19 protein-coding genes are annotated in these 21,620 nt (G+C 73.6%); 7 read left to right on the forward strand and 12 right to left on the reverse strand.

Translation table 11 applies throughout. The annotated features are described in order from the left end of the window. Window positions 1–89 precede the first annotated feature (89 nt). Genes DEU31_RS09920 through dut form a run of 3 tightly spaced genes read right to left on the reverse strand, consistent with a single transcriptional unit; the run spans window position 90 to window position 2,169 of the window. Window positions 90–911 carry a DUF3159 domain-containing protein gene (locus DEU31_RS09920; RefSeq protein ID WP_133676969.1) on the reverse strand — a complete coding sequence of 274 codons (822 nt, stop codon included), beginning with the start codon at window positions 909–911 and terminating at the stop codon, window positions 90–92. Next, window positions 908–1,693, reverse strand: coding sequence for a DUF3710 domain-containing protein (locus DEU31_RS09925; RefSeq protein WP_243733798.1), 786 nt, complete (start codon window positions 1,691–1,693; stop codon window positions 908–910). Before DEU31_RS09925 ends, DEU31_RS09920 begins: the two co-directional genes overlap by 4 nt. Next, window positions 1,690–2,169 (reverse strand): dUTP diphosphatase, encoded by a 480-nt coding sequence (gene dut, locus DEU31_RS09930; protein ID WP_133676970.1) that lies wholly within the window; start codon window positions 2,167–2,169, stop codon window positions 1,690–1,692. Before dut ends, DEU31_RS09925 begins: the two co-directional genes overlap by 4 nt. A 74-nt stretch (window positions 2,170–2,243) precedes the next feature. Here dut and DEU31_RS09935 point away from each other — a divergent pair, with 74 nt between their 5' ends. Beyond that, window positions 2,244–2,792 (forward strand): DUF3093 domain-containing protein, encoded by a 549-nt coding sequence (locus DEU31_RS09935; protein ID WP_279535629.1) that lies wholly within the window; start codon window positions 2,244–2,246, stop codon window positions 2,790–2,792. Between the two features lie 151 nt (window positions 2,793–2,943). Here the strand turns inward: DEU31_RS09935 and DEU31_RS09940 are convergent, their stop codons facing one another. Continuing rightward, complete coding sequence (locus DEU31_RS09940; protein WP_010550618.1) at window positions 2,944–3,246, reverse strand: DUF4193 domain-containing protein; 303 nt, start codon at window positions 3,244–3,246, stop codon at window positions 2,944–2,946. Between the two features lie 295 nt (window positions 3,247–3,541). Here DEU31_RS09940 and sepH point away from each other — a divergent pair, with 295 nt between their 5' ends. Further along, a complete protein-coding gene (sepH, locus tag DEU31_RS09945) occupies window positions 3,542–4,885 on the forward strand; it encodes a septation protein SepH (protein WP_133676972.1) in 1,344 nt (447 codons plus the stop codon). A 60-nt stretch (window positions 4,886–4,945) separates the two neighbouring features. On the opposite strand, the gene DEU31_RS09950 is transcribed toward sepH, so the two are convergent. The 3 genes from DEU31_RS09950 to DEU31_RS09960 are packed head-to-tail and all read right to left on the reverse strand — an operon-like array spanning window position 4,946 to window position 9,460. Further along, window positions 4,946–6,079 carry a nucleotide pyrophosphatase/phosphodiesterase family protein gene (locus DEU31_RS09950; protein ID WP_133676973.1) on the reverse strand — a complete coding sequence of 378 codons (1,134 nt, stop codon included), beginning with the start codon at window positions 6,077–6,079 and terminating at the stop codon, window positions 4,946–4,948. Window positions 6,080–6,096: 17 nt separating this feature from the next. Then, window positions 6,097–6,672 (reverse strand): DUF5998 family protein, encoded by a 576-nt coding sequence (locus DEU31_RS09955; RefSeq protein WP_133676974.1) that lies wholly within the window; start codon window positions 6,670–6,672, stop codon window positions 6,097–6,099. Window positions 6,673–6,709: 37 nt separating this feature from the next. Beyond that, window positions 6,710–9,460, reverse strand: a complete 2,751-nt coding sequence (locus DEU31_RS09960; RefSeq protein WP_133676975.1) for a GNAT family N-acetyltransferase — start codon at window positions 9,458–9,460, stop codon at window positions 6,710–6,712. 103 nt (window positions 9,461–9,563) lie between these two features. Between DEU31_RS09960 and DEU31_RS09965 the strand changes: the two genes are divergently transcribed. The 4 genes from DEU31_RS09965 (at window position 9,564) to DEU31_RS09980 (ending at window position 14,858) form a co-directional block, all read left to right on the forward strand. Beyond that, entirely contained in the window at window positions 9,564–12,020 is a 2,457-nt protein-coding gene (locus DEU31_RS09965) for a DNA topoisomerase IV subunit A (RefSeq protein ID WP_166649458.1), read from the forward strand. 4 nt (window positions 12,021–12,024) lie between these two features. After that, window positions 12,025–13,167 (forward strand): DUF998 domain-containing protein, encoded by a 1,143-nt coding sequence (locus DEU31_RS09970; RefSeq protein ID WP_133676977.1) that lies wholly within the window; start codon window positions 12,025–12,027, stop codon window positions 13,165–13,167. A gap of 20 nt (window positions 13,168–13,187) precedes the next feature. After that, a complete protein-coding gene (locus DEU31_RS09975; protein ID WP_133676978.1) occupies window positions 13,188–14,096 on the forward strand; it encodes a D-hexose-6-phosphate mutarotase in 909 nt (302 codons plus the stop codon). Window positions 14,097–14,597: 501 nt separating this feature from the next. After that, entirely contained in the window at window positions 14,598–14,858 is a 261-nt protein-coding gene (locus tag DEU31_RS09980) for a hypothetical protein (protein WP_133676979.1), read from the forward strand. 154 nt (window positions 14,859–15,012) lie between these two features. On the opposite strand, the gene DEU31_RS09985 is transcribed toward DEU31_RS09980, so the two are convergent. Genes DEU31_RS09985 through DEU31_RS09995 form a run of 3 tightly spaced genes read right to left on the reverse strand, consistent with a single transcriptional unit; the run spans window position 15,013 to window position 18,814 of the window. Next, on the reverse strand, window positions 15,013–15,918 hold the full coding sequence (locus DEU31_RS09985) for a metallophosphoesterase (protein WP_133676980.1): 906 nt from the start codon (window positions 15,916–15,918) through the stop codon (window positions 15,013–15,015). Next, window positions 15,915–16,700: an imidazole glycerol phosphate synthase subunit HisF gene (hisF, locus tag DEU31_RS09990; protein ID WP_133676981.1), complete on the reverse strand. Its 786-nt coding sequence runs from the start codon at window positions 16,698–16,700 to the stop codon at window positions 15,915–15,917. Before hisF ends, DEU31_RS09985 begins: the two co-directional genes overlap by 4 nt. Next, window positions 16,697–18,814, reverse strand: coding sequence for a DNA topoisomerase IV subunit B (locus DEU31_RS09995; RefSeq protein WP_133676982.1), 2,118 nt, complete (start codon window positions 18,812–18,814; stop codon window positions 16,697–16,699). Before DEU31_RS09995 ends, hisF begins: the two co-directional genes overlap by 4 nt. A gap of 153 nt (window positions 18,815–18,967) precedes the next feature. Here DEU31_RS09995 and DEU31_RS10000 point away from each other — a divergent pair, with 153 nt between their 5' ends. After that, window positions 18,968–19,186 carry a hypothetical protein gene (locus DEU31_RS10000; protein ID WP_010550606.1) on the forward strand — a complete coding sequence of 73 codons (219 nt, stop codon included), beginning with the start codon at window positions 18,968–18,970 and terminating at the stop codon, window positions 19,184–19,186. A 194-nt stretch (window positions 19,187–19,380) separates the two neighbouring features. On the opposite strand, the gene DEU31_RS10005 is transcribed toward DEU31_RS10000, so the two are convergent. Next, the gene (locus DEU31_RS10005) at window positions 19,381–19,971 is read right to left on the reverse strand and encodes a GNAT family N-acetyltransferase (protein WP_133676983.1); all 591 of its coding nucleotides are present in this window, start codon (window positions 19,969–19,971) and stop codon (window positions 19,381–19,383) included. Window positions 19,972–20,057: 86 nt separating this feature from the next. After that, window positions 20,058–21,449 carry an RNA polymerase sigma factor gene (locus tag DEU31_RS10010; RefSeq protein WP_133676984.1) on the reverse strand — a complete coding sequence of 464 codons (1,392 nt, stop codon included), beginning with the start codon at window positions 21,447–21,449 and terminating at the stop codon, window positions 20,058–20,060. Between the last annotated feature and the right edge of the window lie 171 nt (window positions 21,450–21,620).

Below are 21,620 nucleotides of genomic sequence, written 5' to 3' on the forward strand. Positions count from 1 at the left end.
CGGCTCGGACGGCGGCAGAACTCTCGGCGGGCACATCGTGCACCATCATCTCATCCAGTGGACGGTGCGCTGACCGCGCCGGTCGGGTCTCAGCGGAGGCCGCGGCGGGCGAGCAGCCCGCGGTGCATGAGCCAGACGAGATAGGCGATCACCGCGAAGGCCGGCAGGCCCATGGCGATCTTCGCCGCGCCGAGCGCCGCGACCTGGCCGGTCAGCAGCAGCGGGAGCTGCACGGCGAGCTTGGCCGCGTACAGCCCCGCGAACAGGAGCGTCGCACGGGTGTACACGCGGCGGCCGTCCTCGTGCTCGCGCCAGTCCGACACCCGCGGGTCCAGCAGCGCGACGACCACGCCGACCAGCGGATGCCGCAGGGCGAGGGAGAGCAGGAGCACGGCCAGCGAGACGGCGTTGGTGACGATGCCCGGCCAGTAGAAGTCGGACCCCTCCCCGGAGCGGACCGCGAGGACCGCGCCGAGCGCGACCCCGATCAGCCCACCGATCACGGTCGAGGGGCTCTGGCGCTGGACGAGGCGCACCACCAGCATCACCACGACGGCCGCGACCGCCGCCCCCGCGGCGAGGCCCACGGCGCCCGTGGCGACGAAGAGCACGACGAACAGCAGCGTCGGCAGCACCGACTCCACGATCCCGCGGCGCCCACCGATCGCGTCGGCGACGGAGAACTCCTCCTCCTGGAGCACGGCGCCGAGGCCGCTGCGGGTCGATCCCTCCCCGCCCACGGGCTCTCCCGCGGGCTGCTGGTCCGCCGGGGGCGCGCCCTGCGCGCCGGCCCCGGGAGCGGGCGCGACATCGGAGCCGCTGCGCGGCGTGGATCCGCCAGCAGGCGCGGGGTCGGAGGGCGAGTCGGCCGGGTCCCGACGGGGTCGGCCGCCGGCGCGGTGGGTGCTCATCCGATCTCGGTGATCTCCGGACCGCGGGCGAGCGGGTCCAGCGGGCCGGAGCGGATCTGGTTGAGCCCCGCACGCTCGCCGGGCAGGTGCAGGGGGATCAGCTCCTGCGGCGCCATCGCCTCCGCGCCGCGCACGACGACCAGGCGGGAGACGAGGGTCTCGAAGCGGCGCGCCTGCTCGGGGTCGGCCAGCGCCTTGCCGGAGAGGACCGCGCGCAGCAGCCAGCGCCGCCCGTCGACGCCCATGAAGCGCGCGGGACGGTAGGCGGTGCGGCCGTCGGCCCGCTTGACGGGCATGCGCGCGATCAGCTCGGTCCCGAAGACCCCGGGGCGGGTCTCGGCGGTGCCTCCCTGCTTGACCACGGACTCGCGCAGCTTGCCCCGCACCTCTTCCCAGATCCCGCGGGACTTGGGGGCCGCGAAGGCCTGGACCTGCAGCGAGGAGCCCTCGATGACGAGGTTCGCGCCGGTCACGGCGTTCGTGCGCTGGTCGACCTCCATCCGCAGCTCCATGCCGTCGATGGCGGGGACGAGCAGGCCGCCGAGGTCGATGCGGTCCTCGTCGGGCGCGTCGGCCTCATCGTAGGGCCCGTCCTCGAGGTGGTCCCCGCGTTCGGGGGCCTCCTCCTCGGCCCCGGGCTCGTCCTCGGGCAGGGCGTCGTCGGCCGCGCCCTCGTCCTCCGGGGCGTCGTCCGGCTCGGGCGAGTCGGAGTCGAGGGCGTCCAGCCCCTCGATCTCCTCCGGCTCCTGCCGCTTCCTGCGGGAGAACAGTCCCATGGTCATCCCTCCTGGTGGTGTGCGCCGCCGAAGCCGCCGCTGGAGCCGAACCCGGCGGTGGACCGGTCCGTCCGCTCGAGGTCGTCGACCTCCTGCAGCACGGGGGCCAGGAACGGCACCACCACGAGCTGGGCGATCCGGTCGCCGACGTGGAGGAGGAAGTCCTCCGTCGGATCGGTGTTGTGCAGCGCGACCTTGAGCGGTCCGCGATAGCCGGCGTCCACGATACCGGGGCCGTTGAGGACCGTGACGCCGTGCTTCGCGGCGAGGCCCGAGCGGGGGCAGACGAGTCCCACGGTGCCGGGCGGGAGGGCGACGGCGAGGCCGGTGTCGACCAGGGCGCGGCCGCCCGCGGGGATTACGAGCTCCTCGGCGCTGGCGAGGTCGAGGCCGGCGTCGTCGGCATGGGCGCGGTGCGGGAGCGGGGTCGCGCCGGTGCGGCGGATCCGCAGCGGCGCGCTGGTGTCGGGGTCGGCAGACATGACGCCAGGGTAGGCGCTCCGGCGGCGTCCTCCGCGCACCGGGGGTCCAGGGAGTGCGTGAGACCATGGTAGGCATGTCCGCCTCTGCCGTTCCTCCCGCCGCCGAGTCCCCGTCCGAGCGGTCCGCCGCCGGTGCGGCCCCCGTCTCCGGGAGCGGTGCCGGGACGCCGCTCCACCGCGAGCACCTCCTGCCCGGCGTCGGCGCCTGGGTGATCGGCATCGCGATCGGCGCAGCGCTCGGGCTCGTCATCGTGCCCCTGCACCTCGGCGCGGCGATCGCGCTGTCGGCGGTCTCCATCGTGATCGCGATCGTGCTGCTGATCTCCTACTCCCCCGTGCTGGAGGTCTCGGACGGCCGGTTCCGCCTGGGCCGCGCCCGGATCGACGTGACGGAGCTGGGCGAGCCGCAGGTGCTGCGCGGCGAGGACTGGGCTCTCACGATCGGCCAGGACTTCGAGCCGCTGGCTCACCACGAGGTGCGCGGCTGGACCCGCAGCGGGATCCGCGTCGAGGTGCTGGATCCGGAGGACCCGACCACCGCGTGGGTCGCCTCGACCCGTCGCCCCGAGGACCTCGCCCTCGCTCTGCGCACCGCCCAGCAGCAGGCGCGGCGCGCGGCCTGACCGGCGGCGCCGTCCACGACCTCGCCGGAGACGCGCCACGGCCCGTCCGGACGCGACCGGTCCGGGAACGACGAACGGCACCTCCCTGTCGGGAGGTGCCGTTCCTGCTTCAGGGGTTCTCCCCCTCTGCTGACCCGCGCTCGCGCGCACGTCAGGCCGCCGCGCACTCCTTGCAGATGATGAGCGTGCCCTCGACGTGGTCGATCTGGCTGCGGTGCTTCACGAGGAAGCAGCTGGCGCACGTGAACTCGTCCGCCTGGCGGGGCAGCACGCGCACGGAGAGCTCCTCGCCGGAGAGGTCGGCGCCCGGGAGCTCGTAGGAGTCGGCCGCCTCGGCCTCGTCCTCGTCGACCGTGGGGGTCGCCGCCTCGTTCCGTCGGCCCTTCAGCTCCTCGATGGAGTCGTCGTTCGACTCGTCGTCGTTCTTGCGCGGGGCGTCGTAATCAGTGGCCATCTACGGTCCGTTCCTGGTTGTCTGCGGGGTCGTACGACCTGGGTGTGGGCATGTCCGCGCCGGTGCGGCCACTAGGGACCGCATCCGACCGGTCCGGGTCCCAACGCTGAATGCGGCGGCATTATTGCAGAGGCACCCGTGAGCGGCAACACGACGTCCCCGCCCCGTCGGCGTCCGGTGCCGACGGCCCGGGCGCGTCCGGCGCGCACCCAGGCGTCGCACTGTAGGGTCACGGCCTAGACTGTGCCTGCGAGCGACCAGGCTCCGAGACCAGGCTCGGACGGAGAGGACGACGATGCGCGAGCTCGATCTCGACGGGATCCACGACGACGGGGAGCATCTGCTCCTGGTCGACTCCGACGGCGATCGGTACACCCTGCGGATCGACCGCGCGCTGCGCGCCGCGGTGCGCTCGGACCGTCCCGCGCTGAACATGATCCAGGCGGCCGACGCGACCCCGCTGCGCCCCAAGGAGATCCAGGCGATGCTCCGCGCCGGCCGCAGCGCGGAGGAGATCTCGGAGACCTCCGAGATCCCCCTCGAGCACGTCCGCCGCTACGAGGGGCCGGTGCTCGCCGAGCGCGAGTGGACCGCCCAGCGGGCGCGCACCTTCCCCGTCGGCCGCGGCGGCCCCGCCCTCCAGGAGGTCGTCGCCGAGCGGCTCGCCGCCCGCGAGGCGACCGGCGAGAGCGCCTGGGACGCCTGGCGGCGCCCCGACGGCACCTGGACCCTCGAGCTGACCTTCTCCGCGGGCGGTCGCACCCGGCAGGCCCACTGGGCGGCCGATGTCGAGACCCGCTCCGTGTCCCCGCTGGACGACGAGGCCCGCTGGATCAGCGACGAGGGCGCCCCGCCGGAGCCCAGCCGCGGCCGCGGCCGGCTCCAGGCCGTGAAGTCCTCCGTGTACGACCTCGAGGCCGACGGCTCGCTCGAGGGCGAGTCGCCCCGCTCCCGCACCTGGCCGCCCCGCCGTCCCGTGGCGGACGAGCACCCCTCCGCGCTCGAGGACAGCGAGCTCGACGCGCTCAACGCCCGTCGCGGGATGCGCTCCGTGCCCCGCCCCGACGACTCCGCGACCGTCTGGTCGGGGCTCGACGAGACCGTCGAGGAGCCCGGCGACGACGGCGCCGATGCGCAGGGCTCCGGGCTCGCCGCCGATCCCGCTCCGCACACCGATCACGCGCGTCCCGTCACACCGGTGCTCGCCGGCCCGGCGCCGGCTGAGGCCGGATCGGGCCTCGCGGCGGACGAGTCCCCCGCCGACCACGACCCGGACGCGGAGGCCCTGCGCGAGCACTCCTCGGCACCGGAGGAGCAGGACGGGCAGGGCACCGACGAGGAGCTCGCCGCCGAGGACCCCTCGCACTCCCCGAGCGCGCAGGACGGCGCCGACGACCCGGCCGAGGAGACCGCCGACGAGGCGGGCGACGAGCCCGAGGAGCCGGGGATCCAGTACCAGGACACCGTGGACCTCACGCCGCTGCCCGGCTTCGACGACGCCTCCGCCGCCGCGCGGGGAGAGGGCTCCGGCGAGTCCGAGGAGCCCGCCAAGCCGGCCCGGAAGTCCTCCCGGTCGAAGAGCAAGCGCGCCTCGATGCCCAGCTGGGACGAGATCGTCTTCGGCTCCCGGAACGACTGAGCCGCCGCCCGCGGCCGCCGCGGGCGGGCCTGCCCACCGGGCATCGCGCCGCGGCAGGGCTCAGGTGATCGTGCGCAGCAGCGGCACGACCGCCTCCGCCGAGGTGAGCGATCCGTGCACCCCGATCATCGACCGGGCCGTCTCGGGGCGGCGTGAGAAGTCGTCCACGCCCCAGCGTCCGCGGGCGAGGACGAGCACGTCGGCGATCCGTCCCCAGACGTGAGCAGGGATCGCCGTGGCAGCCGGGCCGAGCAGCCCCGAGGCGAGCACCTGCTCCCGGGTGAGGACCAGGGCGCGCTCCCCCATCAGCATGCGCATCCGCTCGGCGAGCTCCTCGGCGGCGCCGTCGCCGGGCACCGCGTGCAGGGCGAGCGCCCTCGCCTCCCCCGTCACCTCCTCGACCAGGGACAGGATCGCCGGCTCCTCCGCGAGGTCGACGGTGTGCGCGGCGGAGGTGTCGACCATCCCGTGATCGGCGGTGAGGTGGACGCGGGTCCCCCGGGGGACCCGTCGCAGCAGCGCGCCGATCAGCGCGTCGACCTCGGCGAGCGCGGTGCGCCACTGCTCGGAGTCGATGCCGTGCGCGTGGCCCGCGTGGTCCACGTCGTCCACGTGCAGGTGCACCAGCGCGTCCGGGCCGCCGCGGTGCAGCGCGGTGCGCACCGCCTCTACGCGGTCCCCACGACCCTGGGCGAGGAACTCCCAGCCGCGATAGGCGACGCCGCTGAGATGGGAGCGGGCGTGCTTGGCGGGGGCGACCTGCACGGCGCGGCGCGCCCCGGCCTCCACCGGGGTCGTGAGCGGCATCCAGGCGTGGGGGTCCAGGCCCGGGGCGCCGGTCAGCTGGTTGACGGCGCGGCGGCCTGCGGGGTCGAAGCCGAGATAGCCCAGCACCCCGTGCTCGAGCGGTGCGAGCCCCGTGTGCAGGGAGACCATCGCGCTGGCGGTCGTCGACGGGGTGACCGTGCGGATCCGCTCGACGGAGCCCTCGAGGCGCCTCAGCGTCGGGGTGAGCGCCCGGTGCTCGGCCAGCAGGTCCGCGCCGACGCCGTCGAGCAGCACCACCAGGTCCCGCCCCTCCTGGGGCGCGGAGGCGAGGGGGGCGAGCACGTCCAGCAGGCCCGGGCGCTCCCCCGCGGCGAAGGGCGGGGCCAGCAGGTCCTCGGGCCAGTCGGGCAGGGCGGGGTGGTCCATCTCGGCCATGCTCCGGCTCAGGCCCCGAGGTCGTCGATCGCCTCGAGGAGACGGTCGTGGAAGGCGAGCGCCTCCTCGACCGCGGCCTCGCCGTCGGCCAGCGCGCTGACCCGCAGCGCGAGGTCCGCGGGGGCGGAGCTGCCGGTGTAGCCGTGGTCCGCCTGGCAGGCGGGATCGCCGCAGTCGGCCGGCTCGAGGTCGAGGCGACGGCTGCCGTCCCACGTCACTCCGAGGGTGATCTCGGACTCGCGACCCGTGGCGAGCTGCCCGTCGGTGTCGAAGACCTGGGACAGGCCCGTCGAGGTGATGCGGCGCAGACGCACCCGCTCGGTGGTGGAGACGACCTGGCTGGGGTTCAGCGCGTCCGCGGGGTCGTCGTCGAGATGGGTGATCAGCAGGTGCGTCGCGGTGAGCACGACGACGGTGAGGTGCCGTCGCACCTCGGGGCCGTCGAAGGTGGTCTCGGCGCGCACGAGGTGCGTGAGCACGGCCGCTCCACGCAGGGAGCGCTCGATGCTGCGGGAGGCAGCCTGGGGGAAGTACCCGGCGGTCTCGAGGTCCTTCCGGAGGTCGGCGGGCAGGGCGGTGGTCATCGCCCCAGTCTCCCACGCGGCGGACGCCGCTCGATCCTCAGGCACCGGGCGGTCCGGACAGCGTGCGGCGCGCCCCGTCGGTGCGGTTCGGCGCGGGGGCGAGCCGCGCCCCTGCCCCGACCACGGTGAGGCCGTGCTGGGAGACCAGCACCGGGTACAGCTCGAGGAAGGCGAGCTCGGGCAGGTCCTCGGCGAGGAGGCCCACCCGCACCACCAGGTCGGCGAGCGCGTCGCGGTCCGCGGGCGGCAGCCCCCGGGTGCCGCGGAGCTTCACGGCGCTGGCGGGGGCGTCGACGAGCCGGTGCGCACCGGCCTCGCTGAACGGCGGGATCGCATAGGCGATGTCGTCCAGGAGATCGGTCGCGTCCCCCGCCACGGACAGGGAGAGCACCGGCCCCAGGGAGGGGTCCTCGACGCTGCGCACCACCATCGGCACCCCGGCCGGCGCCATCGCCTGCACCTCGAGCGGCGCCGAGGAGTAGGAGAGGTCCGTGCGCATGGCCTGCACCGCATGGCGCAGCTGGACGGCGTCGGGGATCCCCAGGCGCACCCCGCCGAGGTCCGCACGATGGCGCAGCACGGGATCGGTGCTCTTCAGCGCGACGGGATATCCGATCTCGGCGGCGCGCGCGAGCGCCTCGTCCTCGTCGGCGACGCGTCGGCCCTGCAGCAGCTCGATGCCGTAGGCGGCCAGGAGCGCGGCGACGTCGTCTCCCCCGACCTCGACCTCGGCGCCGGTGCGGCCCCCGGGGTCCGACGGGCTCCCCGCGCCGGGGTGGTCCCTCAGGAGCCGCTCGGCGATCTCCCGCGCCGCGACGCGGTCCACGTCCTCGCGCCTGGCCGGCTCCTCGTCGTCGGCCGCGGGTCGCAGCGCCGCCTCGAGCAGGCCGGAGGCGGCGCGGACGACGGCGAAGGGGGTGGCGTGCACCGGCGGGAGCTGCGGGTCGACGCGCACCCGGCCGCGCAGCGCGTCGAAGCGGTCGCTGCCGGTGACCACGCACACCAGCAGCACCACCTCGGAGTGGCGGGCGACGATCGCCATCTGGCGCAGCACCTCCTCGGCGTCCTCGCCCTGCGCGTCGAGCACCCCGGCGATCACGAGGTCCACCTCGCCCAGCGCCGCCATCGTGGTGAAGGCGCGCTGGATCAGACGCGGGTCCGGCGAGAGGGGGACGGAGCGGTTCTCGGCCACGATGCGCAGCCCGGCACGGTCAGCGGCGCCGCGCAGCGAGGCGCCGAGCGCCGCCGTGTTGGAGAGGATCCCGACCCTCGGCCCGAGCGGGAGGCCCTGGCGCTCGATGCCGTCCACGACGTCCAGGAGGTGGTCCACGCCCCCGGTCTGCACGACCCCGGCGGAGTCGAGCACCTGGTCCAGGGCGCGCCGAGGCAGGGTGGAGCGGCGCACGTCGTGGCCGGGCGGCAGATGTGACTCGCTGCCGGGCGGGCGCAGCACGATCAGCGGGGTGCGGCGGGTCAGGCGCCGGGCGATCCGGGTGAACTTGCGCGGGTTCCCCATCGACTCCAGGGCCAGCCCGATCACGCCCACCTCCTCGTCGTCCTCCCAGTGCTGGAGGGTGTCGTTGAGGGAGACGTCGGCGCGGTTGCCCACGCCCACGAACTCGTGCAGGCCTATCCCGCGGGCATCGGTGCCGGCCAGGAGCATCGCGGAGAGCGCGCTGGACTGGCCGGCGAGCGCGGCCCGCCCCGCGCGCGGCATGTGCGGGGCGAGGGAGAGGCTGAGCGGCGAGTCGCCGGTGCGCAGCATGCCGAGGGATCCCGGGCCCAGCAGGCGCATGCCGTGGCGTCTGATCCGCGCCACCAGCTCGCGCTGGAGGCTCCGGCCGCGCTCGCTGTCGGCGAATCCCTCGGTGGGGATCACGACGCTGCGCACCCCGATCTCTGCGCACTCCTCGACCGCGTCGAGGCAGGCCTCGGGGCGCAGCGCGATCACGGCGAGGTCGACGGGCCCGGGGACCTCGGAGATCCGCGCCCAGGCGCGTCGGCCCCGCAGCTCGAGCGCCTCGCGGGAGACGAGGTGGACGGTGCCGGCGTAGCCGGATCCCTCCAGCGCGGTGAGGAAGCGGCCGCCGACGGAGTCGCGCCGGGAGGAGACCCCCACCAGGAGCACGGACTCGGGGTGGAGCAGCCGCTCCATGGCGCGCGCCTCGGCGCGGTGCTCCCGCTCCGCCATCACCGCGAGGGACCGGGCGGTGGGGTCGATCCGGAAGGACACCATGACCACCCCGTCGTCGAGGGTGCGGTCGACGTCGAAGCCCGCCTCGGTGAAGACCTTGATCATCTTCGTGTTCTGCGGGAGCACCTCGGCGGTGAACACGTCGATGCCCTGCTCCCGCGCGGCGGCCGCGAGGTGCTCGAGCAGCACGGACCCCAGTCCCGAGCCCTGCCGGGAGTCGGCGACGTTGAAGGCGACCTCCGCCGAGCGCGGGGAGGTCCGGTCGTAGCGGCCGACGGCGACGATGTCCTTCCCCACGAGCACGACGAAGGCGACCCGGTCGCGGTGGTCGACGGTGGTGAAGCGGGCCAGGTCACGCTCGGACAGCCGCGGCATCGGCGCGAAGAACCGCAGGTACCGCGAGTGCTCGGACTGGCGCTGGTGGAAGGCCTGGAGCGCCTCGGCGTCCTCGGGCAGGATCGGGCGCAGGTGCGCGGCCGAGCCGTCGCGCAGGGCGATGTCCGCCTCCCAGTGCGCGGGATAGGCCGGGCCGGCGTCGGTGCCGCCCCGGGCACGTCGTCGCAGTGACCGCAGGCCGTCGCGTCTGTCCGCCATGGCGCGATCCTAGTCCGGCAGGGGCGGGCGTTGACGGGATTCACGTCCCGTCGGGGGCGCGGGATCCCGGGATCATGGCCGGTCATGCGCCATGATGTCCTCCATGGCACGATCACGCAGCACCGCACCGCCCGCAGGGGACGACGGCGTCGACGAGACCATCGTCGACATCGACGTCACCAGCGAGATGGAGTCCTCGTTCCTCGAGTACGCCTACTCCGTGATCTACTCCCGGGCGCTGCCCGATGCGCGAGACGGCCTCAAGCCCGTCCAGCGCCGCATCCTCTACATGATGGCGGAGATGGGCCTGCGCCCCGAGAAGGGGCACGTCAAGAGCCAGCGCGTGGTCGGCGAGGTGATGGGCAAGCTCCACCCCCACGGCGACACCGCGATCTACGACGCGCTGGTGCGCATGGCGCAGGGCTTCAACATGCGCCTGCCGCTGGTGGACGGACACGGCAACTTCGGCTCCCTGGACAACGGCCCGGCCGCGGCCCGGTACACCGAGGCGCGCCTGGCGAAGGCCGCGCTGCTCATGACGGACTCGCTGGACGAGGACGTCGTGGACATGGTCCCGAATTACGACAACCAGCTCACCCAGCCCGAGGTGCTCCCCGCGCAGTACCCGAACCTCCTGGTCAACGGTGCTTCCGGCATCGCCGTCGGCATGGCCACGAACATGGCGCCGCACAACCTGGTCGAGACGATCGCCGCGGCCCGCCATCTCATCGAGAACCCGGAGGCGGATCTCGAGGAGCTGATGCGCTTCGTGCCCGGCCCGGATCTGCCCACGGGCGGTCGGATCGTGGGCCTGGACGGGATCCGGGACGCCTACCGCACCGGTCGCGGCTCCTTCAAGATGCGGGCCACCACCCGGATCGAGAACGTCACCTCGCGCCGCAAGGGCATCGTCGTCACCGAGCTGCCCTACCAGGTCGGCCCCGAGCGCCTCGCCGAGAAGCTGCGCGATGCGGTGCAGGCCAAGAAGGTCACCGGCATCACCGACTACCAGGACCTCACCGACCGCCACCACGGCTTGCGCCTCGTGCTCACGGTGAAGTCCGGCTTCGAGCCCGAGGCGGTGCTCGAGCAGCTCTACCGCTTCACCCCGCTGGAGGAGTCCTTCGGCATCAACAACGTCGCCCTGGTCGACGGGCAGCCCCGCACGATGGGCCTCAAGCAGCTGCTGGAGGTGTTCGTCGCCCACCGCCTGGCCGTGGTGCGGCGCCGCACCGAGCACCGCCTCGGCAAGCGCAGGGCGCGCCTGCACCTGGTCGAGGGCCTGCTGCTGGCGATCCTCGACATCGACGAGGTCATCCAGATCGTGCGCCAGAGCGACGACGCGGAGATCGCCCGCACCCGCCTGATGCAGGTCTTCGACCTCACCCAGGTGCAGGCTGAGTACATCCTCGAGCTGCGCCTGCGCCGCCTGACGAAGTTCTCGCAGATCGACCTCGAGGCGGAGCGGGACGAGCTGCGGGCCGAGATCGAGCATCTCGAAGAAATTCTGCGATCCGAAGACGTCTTGCGCCGCCTGGTCTCCGACGAGCTGGCCGCCGTCGCGGCCGAGCACGGGGACGCGCGCCGCACGGTGCTGCTCGAGTCCGCCTCCGCCCCGGCGGCGAAGGCGGGCGCCTCCCTCGAGGTCGCCGACGAGCCCTGCGGCGTGCACCTGACCGGCACGGGGCTGATCGCCCGGGTCTCCGGGGAGGGGCCGCTGCTGCGGGAGGGCCCGCGGGGCGCGCACGACGTGATCGTCTCCTCGGTGCGCAGCACCACCCGCGCCGAGGTGGGCGTGGTGACCGATCTCGGACGGGTGCTGCGCCTGTCCGTCGTGGACCTGCCGAACCTCGCCCCGACCGCCTCGGCGCCCTCCCTCGCCGGCGGCACGCGCCTGGTCGACCTGCTGGAGCTCGAACGGGACGAGCGTCCGCTGGGCCTGATCCGCCTGGCCGAGGCGGACATCGCCCGCGGCGGCGCGATCGCGCTGGGCACCCGCCAGGGCGTGGTCAAGCGGGTCCAGCTCGACTTCCCCCGCACCGACGGCTTCGAGATCATCTCGCTGAAGGACGGCGACGCCGTCGTCGGCGTCGTGGACCTCGAGGACGACGCGGACCTCGACCTCGTCTTCGTCACGACCGACGCGCAGCTGCTGCACTTCCCCTCCTCCGGCGTGCGCCCCCAGGGCCGCGGGGCGGGCGGCGTGGCCGGGATCAAGCTCGCGGGTGATGCGCAGGTGCTGTCCTTCGGCGTGATCGACGTGACCGCGCCCGCGGACGTCGTCACGGTCGCGGGCAGCTCGGCGACGCTGCCGCTGCTGCAGACCGGCTCGCTCAAGGTCTCCTCGCTGACGGAGTTCCCGGCGAAGGGCCGCTCCACCGCCGGCATGCGCTGCCATCGCTTCCTGCGCGGCGAGGACTCCCTCATCGGCGCGTGGGTGGTGCCGCATCCGGCCCGCGCCTCCTCCGAGGCGGGCCAGCCGATCGACCTTCCCGAACCCACCGGTCGACGCGACGGCTCCGGCACCCCCGTCCCGGTGCCGATCGCCGCGGTCGGCTGATCCGTTGCCCGCCCCCGCCGCGCACCGGACGACCGGGGCGACCCGCGCCGAGAACGCGCATGTCGCGATCGGCGTCGCCGGCGCGGTCGTCGGCCTCGTGGTGGGTCTGATCGCGCTGCGGGGCACCGCTGCGCTGTCGGGGACCGGATCGATCGGCCAGGTCGCGGCGCTCTCCGTGGCCGGATGCGGGACCGCGACCTCGGTGCTGGTGCTCGTCACGCACCGGGTGCGCACGATGCCCTGGTTCGGCTCCCGACCGCTCTGGCGGCGCGCCCTGGACGTGGTGGGGCTCTCGCTCATCCACGGCCTGCTGGGCCTGTTCCTCACCGGCGCGCTGTTCGCGGTGTTCCAGCAGGCCTTCCAGGGCGTGGCGCTGGACCGCTTCGCCGGCACCTTCTGGGTCGCGGCCGCCAGCGGCGGCGCCGCCTACATCGCCTCCTCCTCGGTGATGGCGCTGACCGGCCGCTCGCTCGCGACGCTGCTGGCCGCCTTCGTCACCGTCGGCGTGCTCGCCAGCGCGCTGAGCGCCCCGGACCCGTACTGGTGGGAGCGCTACTTCTCCGAGCTAGGCGAGGGGACCGGAGCCTCCAGCACGATCTTCAATCTCACCCTCCTGCTGACGGGCATCGCCCTGCTGACGGTGGTGGAGTTCATCGCGCACGACCTCGACCGGTGGGCCCGCGCCACGGGCGAGGACCATCGCGCAGTGACCGCGGTGCGGGTGATGCTCACCCTCGTCGGCGTGCTCGTCGCGCTCGTCGCGCTGGTCTCGCGGAGCGTGAGCGTCCTCTGGCACGACATCGTCGCCCAGTCGCTGGTGGTGGTGTTCGCGCTGACGCTGCTGGTGCTGCCGGTGCTGCTGCGCCGCCTGCCCGGGGCCCTGATCGGCTTCACCGCCGGCGCCTTCGCCCTGCTGATGATGGTGGTCGTGCTGTACGCCGGGGTGGGCTACCTGAACTTCACGGCCTTCGAGATGGGAGCGGCGGTGATCGTGTTCGTCTGGCTGCTGCTGCTCATCCGCGCAGTCTCGGCCGCCGCGGAGGGCCTGCCCGAGGACGGCGCCGGGGCCGGGGCCGCGGGTTCGCCGCAGGAGGGTCCTGCCGTGACGGCCGGCCCCGAGGACGAGGAGCCCGGCGTCTCCTCCTGAGGGCGTGGGACGATAGGCCCATGAGCACCGATCCCCAGTCCCCCGCCGTCCAGGACGCCGCGGCCGCCGCCGCCCGCGACGCCGCCGTCCCGCTCCCCGAGGGCGTCGCCCTCGGCACCGCGCACGGCGTCGACGCCGTCCTGGTCGACACCCCCGCAGCGACCGGCGTTCTCCTGCTCGACGGCGCGCAGCTGACCAACTGGGTCCCCGCCGGCGGGCAGGACCTGCTGTGGATGAGCCCGAGCTCCGAGTTCGGGCCCGGCGTCGCCGTCCGCGGCGGCGTGCCCCTCGTCGGCCCCTGGTTCGGGCCCGGCCGCGATCTCGCCCGCACGGTCAAGCACGGCTGGCTGCGGAACATCCGCTGGGAGCTCGCCTCCACCCGCCGCGAGGGCGACGACGTCGAGATCACCCTCGCCACCCCCGAGGACGCGGTCGCGCTGCGCGGCGAGGCCGTCTTCCGCCTCGGCGCGCAGCTGGACGTGGACCTCACCCTGACCGCCGGCTCGCGCCCGGTCGAGCTCGAGGCGGCGCTGCACACCTATCTCGCCGTCGGCGACGTGCGCGAGATCGAGATCCTCGGCCTCGAGGGCGCCGCCTACCTCGACAACACGCGGGACCTCGCCGCGGACGTGCTGCCCGAGGAGCCGCTGCGCCTGACCGCCTCCACCGACCGGATCACCGAGGCGACCGGCGAGGTGACGGTCGTGGACCCGGTGCTCGGCCGACGCCTCGTCTCCACCCCGCGCGGCACCTCCCGCACCGTCGTGTGGAACCCCTGGGACACCCTGGTGACGGGGATGGCGGACATCCCCGATGCGGACTGGCCCCGCTTCGTCTGCCTCGAGCCCGCCGTCGCCAAGGACGGCTTCGTCGCGCTCGAGCCCGGCGCCTCCCACCGCATCGGCGTCACCTACCGCATCGAGAACTGAGCACGGCTCCTCCCCTCGTCGGGAGCCCTCCAGGGCCCGGTCGTCCCCAGCGGACGGCCGGGCCCTCGCCTGTTCGGCCGCCGACCGCCGGGTCCCTGCGGATTATTCGCTGGCCCCGTCGGTCGCGGGATGGTGGACTGTGGTCATGGAGATGCACACCACCTCGACCCCGGCCCCGACGGGTCCGCGCGCGTCGACGCTCGGCACCACGGCATCCCTCCTCCGCCCAGGCGGAGCGGTCACGGCGTCCGCCGCGTCCGACGGGGGCCGTGTCCCCGTCGTCCTCGCCGCCGGCGCCTGCTGACACCGACCCGCCCCTGACCCGCCCTGCCGCTCGCCGCCGCGGGAGGGCGTCCCGGTGCGCCCTGGCGCGCCGCGTGCCCTGGCGCGCCGCGTGCCGCACACGGCCCGGCCCGCACCCTCACCCCGCCGCTCGGCGGACAGCATCTGTCCGCCCGCGGCGGCAGACTCCTTCACGTCCCTGTTCCCAGGAGGAACGCCATGTCCACTCTCCAGCTCCCCACCTCCAGGCCTCCGAACGTCCAGGGCCTCCCCGTCCAGGACCTCCCCCAGCTCGCCGACGCCGCCGTCGCCGATCCCGCCCGGGACCGGCAGCTCGACCGGCAGCTGCGCGGCGTGCTCGCCGAGCTCCGCGCGCGGCGGCGGAGGCGCCGGGCGCTCGAGGCCGAGCGCGCCCGCCGCGAGCACGAGCGCACCGCCGAGCACGCGCTGCTCCTGTTCGGCCAGCTCCACGTGCGCTGACCCCCGGTCCCTCGGGGCCCCGCCGCGCGGCCCGTCCGGCTCCCCTGCCGGGCGGGCCGTCGCGCGTCCCGGGATCTCGCGGCCCAGGACGGGCGCGGCGCGGCCGGGTCGCTGCCGGCCCGGAGCCGCAGCGCGCGGTCCGGCCCCTGGCGGCTCAGCCCTGCGGGGATTCCTGCAGGAGATCGACGACGACGAGCTCGCGCGGGTTGTTCACCCGTACGCCGACGACGCTGTTGCCGAGCCCGCGGCTGATCACCATGGCGGTGTCTCCCTGGCGGTGCACGCCCTCGGTGAGCGCCGGGAACCATCCCTGGTGCGGGGCGAAGAGGGGACCGATCAGCGGCAGCCGCACCTGCCCGCCGTGCGCATGCCCCGAGAGGATGACGTCCGCGCCCCGGTCGGCGTACTGGGCGAGGAACTCGGGGCGGTGGGCGAGCAGCACCGTCGGGCCCGGTGCGGACTCGAGCGCGAGCCGGTCCAGCACCGCGGCGGGCTGGGCCGGGGTCCGTCCGTCGACCACGGCGACCCGTCGGTCCTCGAGCCCCGCGACCGTCACCTCGGTGCCGCGGATCTCGAGCCTCGTCACCTCGTCGCGCAGGATCGTCACCCCGGCGTCCTCGAGCCCCGCCAGAAGCTCCTCGCGCAGGGCGGAGTCGCCCTCGTGGTTGCCGAGCACGAAGAAGGTGGGGGCGACGGCGCTGAGGTGCTCGGCGAGGTCCAGGACGGGGCCGAGTTCGGTGGTGCGCATGTCGATCAGGTCGCCGGTGAGCGCGACGAGATCGACGTCCCGCTGCTCGATCTCGGCGGCGAGCCGGTCCTGGAAGTCGCCGTGGTCGGCGGCGTGCAGGTCGGAGACGTGCGCGATGCGCAGCCCGCCCTCCGGGGTCGCGGCGACCTCGACCGCCTGCTCGGTGACCACGAGTCGACGGTTGTCCCAGAGCAGCCAGCCGGCACCGAGCAGCAGCACGAGCGCCGCGACGAGCGCACCGACGACCAGGCGCTGACCCCGGGCGCGGCCGGTCCCGGCGCGCCGCGGAGCGACGGACAGCGGGGCGCTCACCGCACGGTGATGCCGTCGGCCGCCATCGCGGCCTTCGCCTCGCCGATCGTCATCTCCTGGAAGTGGAACACGCTCGCGGCGAGCACGGCGTCGGCCCCGGCGTGGACGGCGGGGGCGAAGTGCTCGGGCCGTCCGGCGCCGCCGGAGGCGATCAGCGGCAGGCTCGTCGCCTCGCGGGCGACGGTGATCAGCTCGAGGTCGAAGCCGTCCTTGGTGCCGTCGGCGTCCATCGAGTTCAGCAGGATCTCTCCAGCGCCGCGCTCGGTGACCTCACGGATCCACTCGATCGCGTCGATGCCGGTGCCGCGACGGCCGCCGTGCGTGGTGACCTCGATGCCGGAGCCGGTGCGAGCGGTGCCCTCGGGGGTCTCGTCGGTGACGCGACGGGCGTCGATCGAGAGGACCAGCACCTGGTTCCCGAACCGGCGGGAGATCTCGGAGATCACGCTTGGACGGGAGATCGCGGCGGTGTTCACGCCGCACTTGTCGGCGCCGGCGCGCAGCAGCTGGTCCACGTCCTCGGCGGAGCGCACCCCGCCGCCGACGGTCAGCGGGATGAACACCTGCTCGGCGGTGCGGCGCACGACCTCGATCATCGTCTCCCGGCCGCCGGAGGAGGCGGTGACGTCGAGGAAGGTGAGCTCGTCGGCGCTCTCGGCACCGTAGCGCGCCGCGAGCTCGACAGGATCCCCGGCGTCGCGCAGGTCCTTGAAGTTCACGCCCTTGACGACGCGGCCCGCGTCGACGTCCAGGCACGGGATCACACGGACGGCGACACTCATGCGTCGATCCTCTCCAGGTCGAGCTCTTCGGCTCCTTCGATGATGAACTGCTTGCGCGGCGCGACCTCGGAGCCCATCAGCAGCTCGAAGACGGCGCTGGCGGCCTCGGCGTCCTCGATCCGCACCCGCCGCAGCATGCGGTGGCGCGGATCCATAGTGGTGTCCGCGAGCTGATCGGCGTCCATCTCGCCCAGGCCCTTGTAGCGCTGGATCGGCTCCTTGTACTTCTTGCCGCGGCGCTCGAGGTTCTTCAGCAGCTTGTTCAGCTCGGTCTCGGAGTAGGTGTAGACCAGCTCGTTCTTCTTCGAGCCGCCGTGGACGATCTCGACCCGGTGCAGGGGCGGGACCGCCGCGTAGACGCGGCCCGCCTCGACCAGGGGGCGCATGTAGCGGTGGAAGAGGGTCAGCAGCAGGGTGCGGATGTGGGCGCCGTCCACGTCGGCGTCGGTCATCATGATGATCTTGCCGTAGCGGGCGGCCTCGAGGTCGAAGGTGCGCCCGGAACCGGCGCCGATCACCTGGATGATGTTCGCGCACTCGGCGTTCTTGAGCATGTCCGTGATGGACGCCTTCTGCACGTTGAGGATCTTGCCGCGGATGGGCAGCAGCGCCTGGAACTCGGAGGAGCGGGCGTTCTTCGCCGTGCCGAGCGCGCTGTCGCCCTCGACGATGAACAGCTCGGAGCGGTCGACGTCGTGGGTGCGGCAGTCCGCGAGCTTGGTCGGCATCGTGGAGGACTCCAGCGCGTTCTTGCGCCGTGAGACCTCCTTGTGCATGCGCGCCGCGATGCGGGCCCGCATCTCGGAGACGACCTTGTCGACGACGAGCGCCGCCTGCTCCTTCTCCCCCTTCTTCGTGGAGGTGAGGAAGTCGGTGAGGCGGTCCTCGACGACCTTCGCGACGATCTGGCGGATCGCGGGGGTGCCGAGGACCTCCTTGGTCTGGCCCTCGAACTGCGGCTCGTCGATGCGGACGCTCACCACGGCGGTGAGGCCGGCGAGGGTGTCGTCCTTCTCGATCTTCTCGTTCTTCGCGTTGAACTTCACGCGGCGGGCCTGGTTCTCGACCTGCTTGCGCATCGTCTTGACCAGCGCCTGCTCGAAGCCGGTGACGTGCGTGCCGCCCTTGGGGGTCGCCACGATGTTCACGAAGGAGCGCAGCGTCGAGTCGAAGTCGGAGCCCCAGCGCAGGGCGATGTCGACCTCGCAGGTGCGCGCGACGTCGGTGGAGACCATGTGCCCGTTCTTGTCGAGGACAGGGATCGTCTCGGTGTAGTCGCCCGAGCCCTGGAGGCGGATCACGTCGGTGATCTTCTGGTCCTGGGCGAGGTACTCGACGAACTCGCTGATGCCGCCGTCGTACTTGTAGGTGCGGGTGGCGGGCTGGTCAGGGTTCGCCTCGGGACGGTGGTCGGTGACCGAGAGCTGCAGGCCCGGGACGAGGAAGGCGGTCTGCCGGGAGCGGCGGGTGAGGTCGTCCAGGGAGAAGTGGGAGCCCTTGACGAAGATCTGCGGATCGGCCCAGTAGCGCACGCGGGTGCCGGTCACGCCGCGCTTGGTCTTGCCGACCACGCGCAGCTCGCCGGGGCCGTCGGCCGGGGTGAACCGGGACTCCGGCGAGGGCTCGCCCTCGTCGGCGAAGACGCCGGGCACGCCGCGCTGGAAGCTCATCGCGTAGGTCTTCCCGCCGCGGTCCACCTCCACGTCGAGGCGGCCCGAGAGCGCGTTGACGACGCTCGCGCCGACGCCGTGCAGGCCGCCGGAGGCGGCGTAGGAGCCGCCACCGAACTTCCCGCCCGCGTGGAGCTTGGTGTAGACGACCTCGACGCCGGTGAGGCCGGTGCGGGGCTCGACGTCCACCGGGACACCGCGGCCGGTGTCGCGCACCTCGACGGAGTGGTCGGGGTGGAGGATCACCGCGATCGACTCGCCGTATCCGCCGAGCGCCTCGTCGACGGCGTTGTCGAGGATCTCCCAGAGGCAGTGCATGAGGCCCCGGGAGTCGGTGGAGCCGATGTACATGCCGGGACGCTTGCGCACGGCCTCGAGGCCCTCGAGGACCTGGAGGTTGCGGGCGTCGTAGGCGGACTTCTTCGCGGCGGTGGTGGTGGACACCCTCCGGATCCTACGACGAACGACGCCGCGAACAGCGCATCCGCCGCTCGCGGTGCGCGGCGGCGCGGTCCGGCTCACAGGGCTTTGCGCCCCTGGCGAACCAGGGCTGTGGACGCTCCCGTCGGCGCCCGGGTCGGTGCTACAAAGGATCCCATGAACCTCACTCTCGAAGCCCCCCGGCTCACTGCCCACGACCGCTGCGACCGCTGCGGCGCCCAGGCGTACGTCAAGGTGCTGCTCGAGGCGGGCGGCGAGCTCATGTTCTGCGCCCACCACGCCCGCGCCCACGAGGACGCCCTGAAGGGCATCGCCTCCGAGGTCATCGACGAGACCGAGCGGCTCCACCTCAAGCCGGAGCCCGTCGAGGACTGATCGACGTGCTGCGAGGGACGAGCGGCAGGAGATCAGTCGGAATGACACAGGACTGATCGACGTGCTGCGTGGGACGAGCGGCAGGAGATCAATCGGATTGACACAGGACTGATCGACTCCCCCTCCCCGCTTCCACGAAGGGTGCCCGCCATCTTGGCGGGCACCCTTCGTCGTGTCCGGGGGCGGGCCGCGCCTCAGCCGCGCAGCAGCTCCTCCGCGCCGAGCACGTACTCGATCCAGGCGCTGTCGCGGCCCTCGCGCGGCTCGCGCTGGCCGGTCGCGCGGAAGCCGAGGCGCTCGTAGACGGCCCGTGCAGAGGAGTTGGTGTCGTCGACGTCGAGGCTCAGCTCGGGCCGGCCGATCGAGAGCGCGAGCTCCGCGACGCTGCGCAGGAGCAGCGTGGAGATGCCGCGGCCCCGTGCGGCCGGCCGCACCCAGAGCGAGACGATGTTCGAGCGGTCCTCGGGGATCGGGTGCTCCGGCGTGTAGCCCTCGGGCAGCAGGGCGATCCCGCCGAGCACCGTCTCGCCGGCGCGGGCCTGGAGGTGGATCCGGGGTCCGGCGATCTCCTCCCGCCACTGCGCCTCGGTGCGGGAGCGCACCTCGGCGAGGTCGGCCCAGAAGGCGTCCGGGTCGGCCTCGAGCATATCCAGGCGCAGTTCGCGGTGCGCACGCCACTGCTCGGGCAGGACGCGGTGCACCTCGACGGGCAGCGGTGCGGCGTCGTCGAGCGCGGCGCGAGCGGGCTCGACGGTGTGCGGCGCTGCGCCGCGGTGCTGCGACATGGCTCCTCCTGCGTGGTCCGACGGAGGGCGGGCCCGGGATCCGCGGAGGATCCCGGGCCCGCCCGGTGATGAGAGGTGCGCCCTGATCAGTCCAGGTAGTCGCGCAGCACCTGGGAGCGCGAGGGGTGGCGCAGCTTGCTCATGGTCTTGGACTCGATCTGGCGGATCCGCTCACGGGTGACGCCGTAGACCTTGCCGATCTCGTCGAGCGTCTTGGGCTGGCCGTCCTCGAGCCCGAACCGCATGGAGACCACGCCGGCCTCGCGCTCGGAGAGGGTGTCCAGCACCGAGTGGAGCTGCTCCTGCAGGAGGGTGAAGCTCACCGCGTCCGCGGGGACGACGGCCTCGGAGTCCTCGATCAGGTCGCCGAACTCGCTGTCGCCGTCCTCGCCCAGCGGGGTGTGCAGGGAGATCGGCTCGCGGCCGTACTTCTGGACCTCGACGACCTTCTCGGGGGTCATGTCGAGCTCCTTGGCGAGCTCCTCCGGGGTGGGCTCGCGGCCCAGGTCCTGGAGCATCTGGCGCTGCACTCGGGCGAGCTTGTTGATGACCTCGACCATGTGCACCGGGATGCGGATGGTGCGGGCCTGGTCCGCCATGGCGCGGGTGATCGCCTGTCGGATCCACCAGGTGGCGTAGGTGGAGAACTTGTAGCCCTTGGCGTAGTCGAACTTCTCGACCGCGCGGATCAGGCCCAGGTTGCCCTCCTGGATGAGGTCCAGGAACAGCATGCCGCGGCCGGTGTAGCGCTTGGCGAGGGAGACGACGAGGCGGAGGTTCGCCTCGAGCAGGTGGTCCTTCGCGGCGCGGCCGTCGTCCGCGATCATCGTCAGCTCGCGGCCTGCCTTGGTGAGGCGGCCGTTCTTGTCGCGAGAGGACTCGTCGCCCTTGAGCTTCTGCTCGGCGTAGAGGCCGGCCTCGATGCGCTCGGCGAGCTCGACCTCCTGGGCGGCGTTGAGCAGTGCGACCTTGCCGATCTGCTTGAGGTAGTCCTTGACCGGGTCGGCGGTCGCGCCGGCGGTGACGACCTGCTGGGCAGGGGCGTCGTCCTCGGCGGCGTTGTACACGAAGCCACCGGACTCCTCGACCTTTCGGTCGCCGGGGGAGGCCTTGGGCGCCTCGGCCTCCTCGGCGGAGTCCTCGGCCTCGGGGGCCTCGGCCTGATCGGAGGTCTTCGCAGCGGACTTGGCGCTGGTGCGCTTGGCGGAGGCGCCCCGGCTCGAGGGGGCGGTCTTCTTCGCGGCCGTCTTCTTCGCGGCCGTCTTGGTGGTGGTCTTCGCGGCACCGCCCTCGTCGGTCACGGGGGCACCGCCCTCGACGGCCTCGTCGGTCGTCGAGGCCGCGGCGCTGGTGCTGTTCTTCGCCGCGGTGGCGGTCTCAGCAGTCTTGGAGGAGGTCACAGAGTTCCTTCTTCCGGCGGCGGCCCGGTGCGGGCGGTCCGCCGCACTCGGGCGATCGGTCTTCTCGGCGCGGCTCACGGTGTGCGCCGCGTGTCGCGTTCCCGGTCTGTACCGCGGAAGGGGCGCACGAAGGCACGGTGCCGTCAAGCCTGATCAGTGTAACGCTCTTCAGGGGCAGGTATTCCCGCCCCGGGGTCGCCGGCCGCACGGCACGTGATCGGCGCCTCCGCCCCGTCGCGTCCCGGGCGG

This window comes from Brachybacterium sp. AG952, from assembly GCF_004362645.1.
In the GTDB taxonomy this organism is placed as follows: Bacteria; Actinomycetota; Actinomycetes; order Actinomycetales; family Dermabacteraceae; genus Brachybacterium; species Brachybacterium conglomeratum.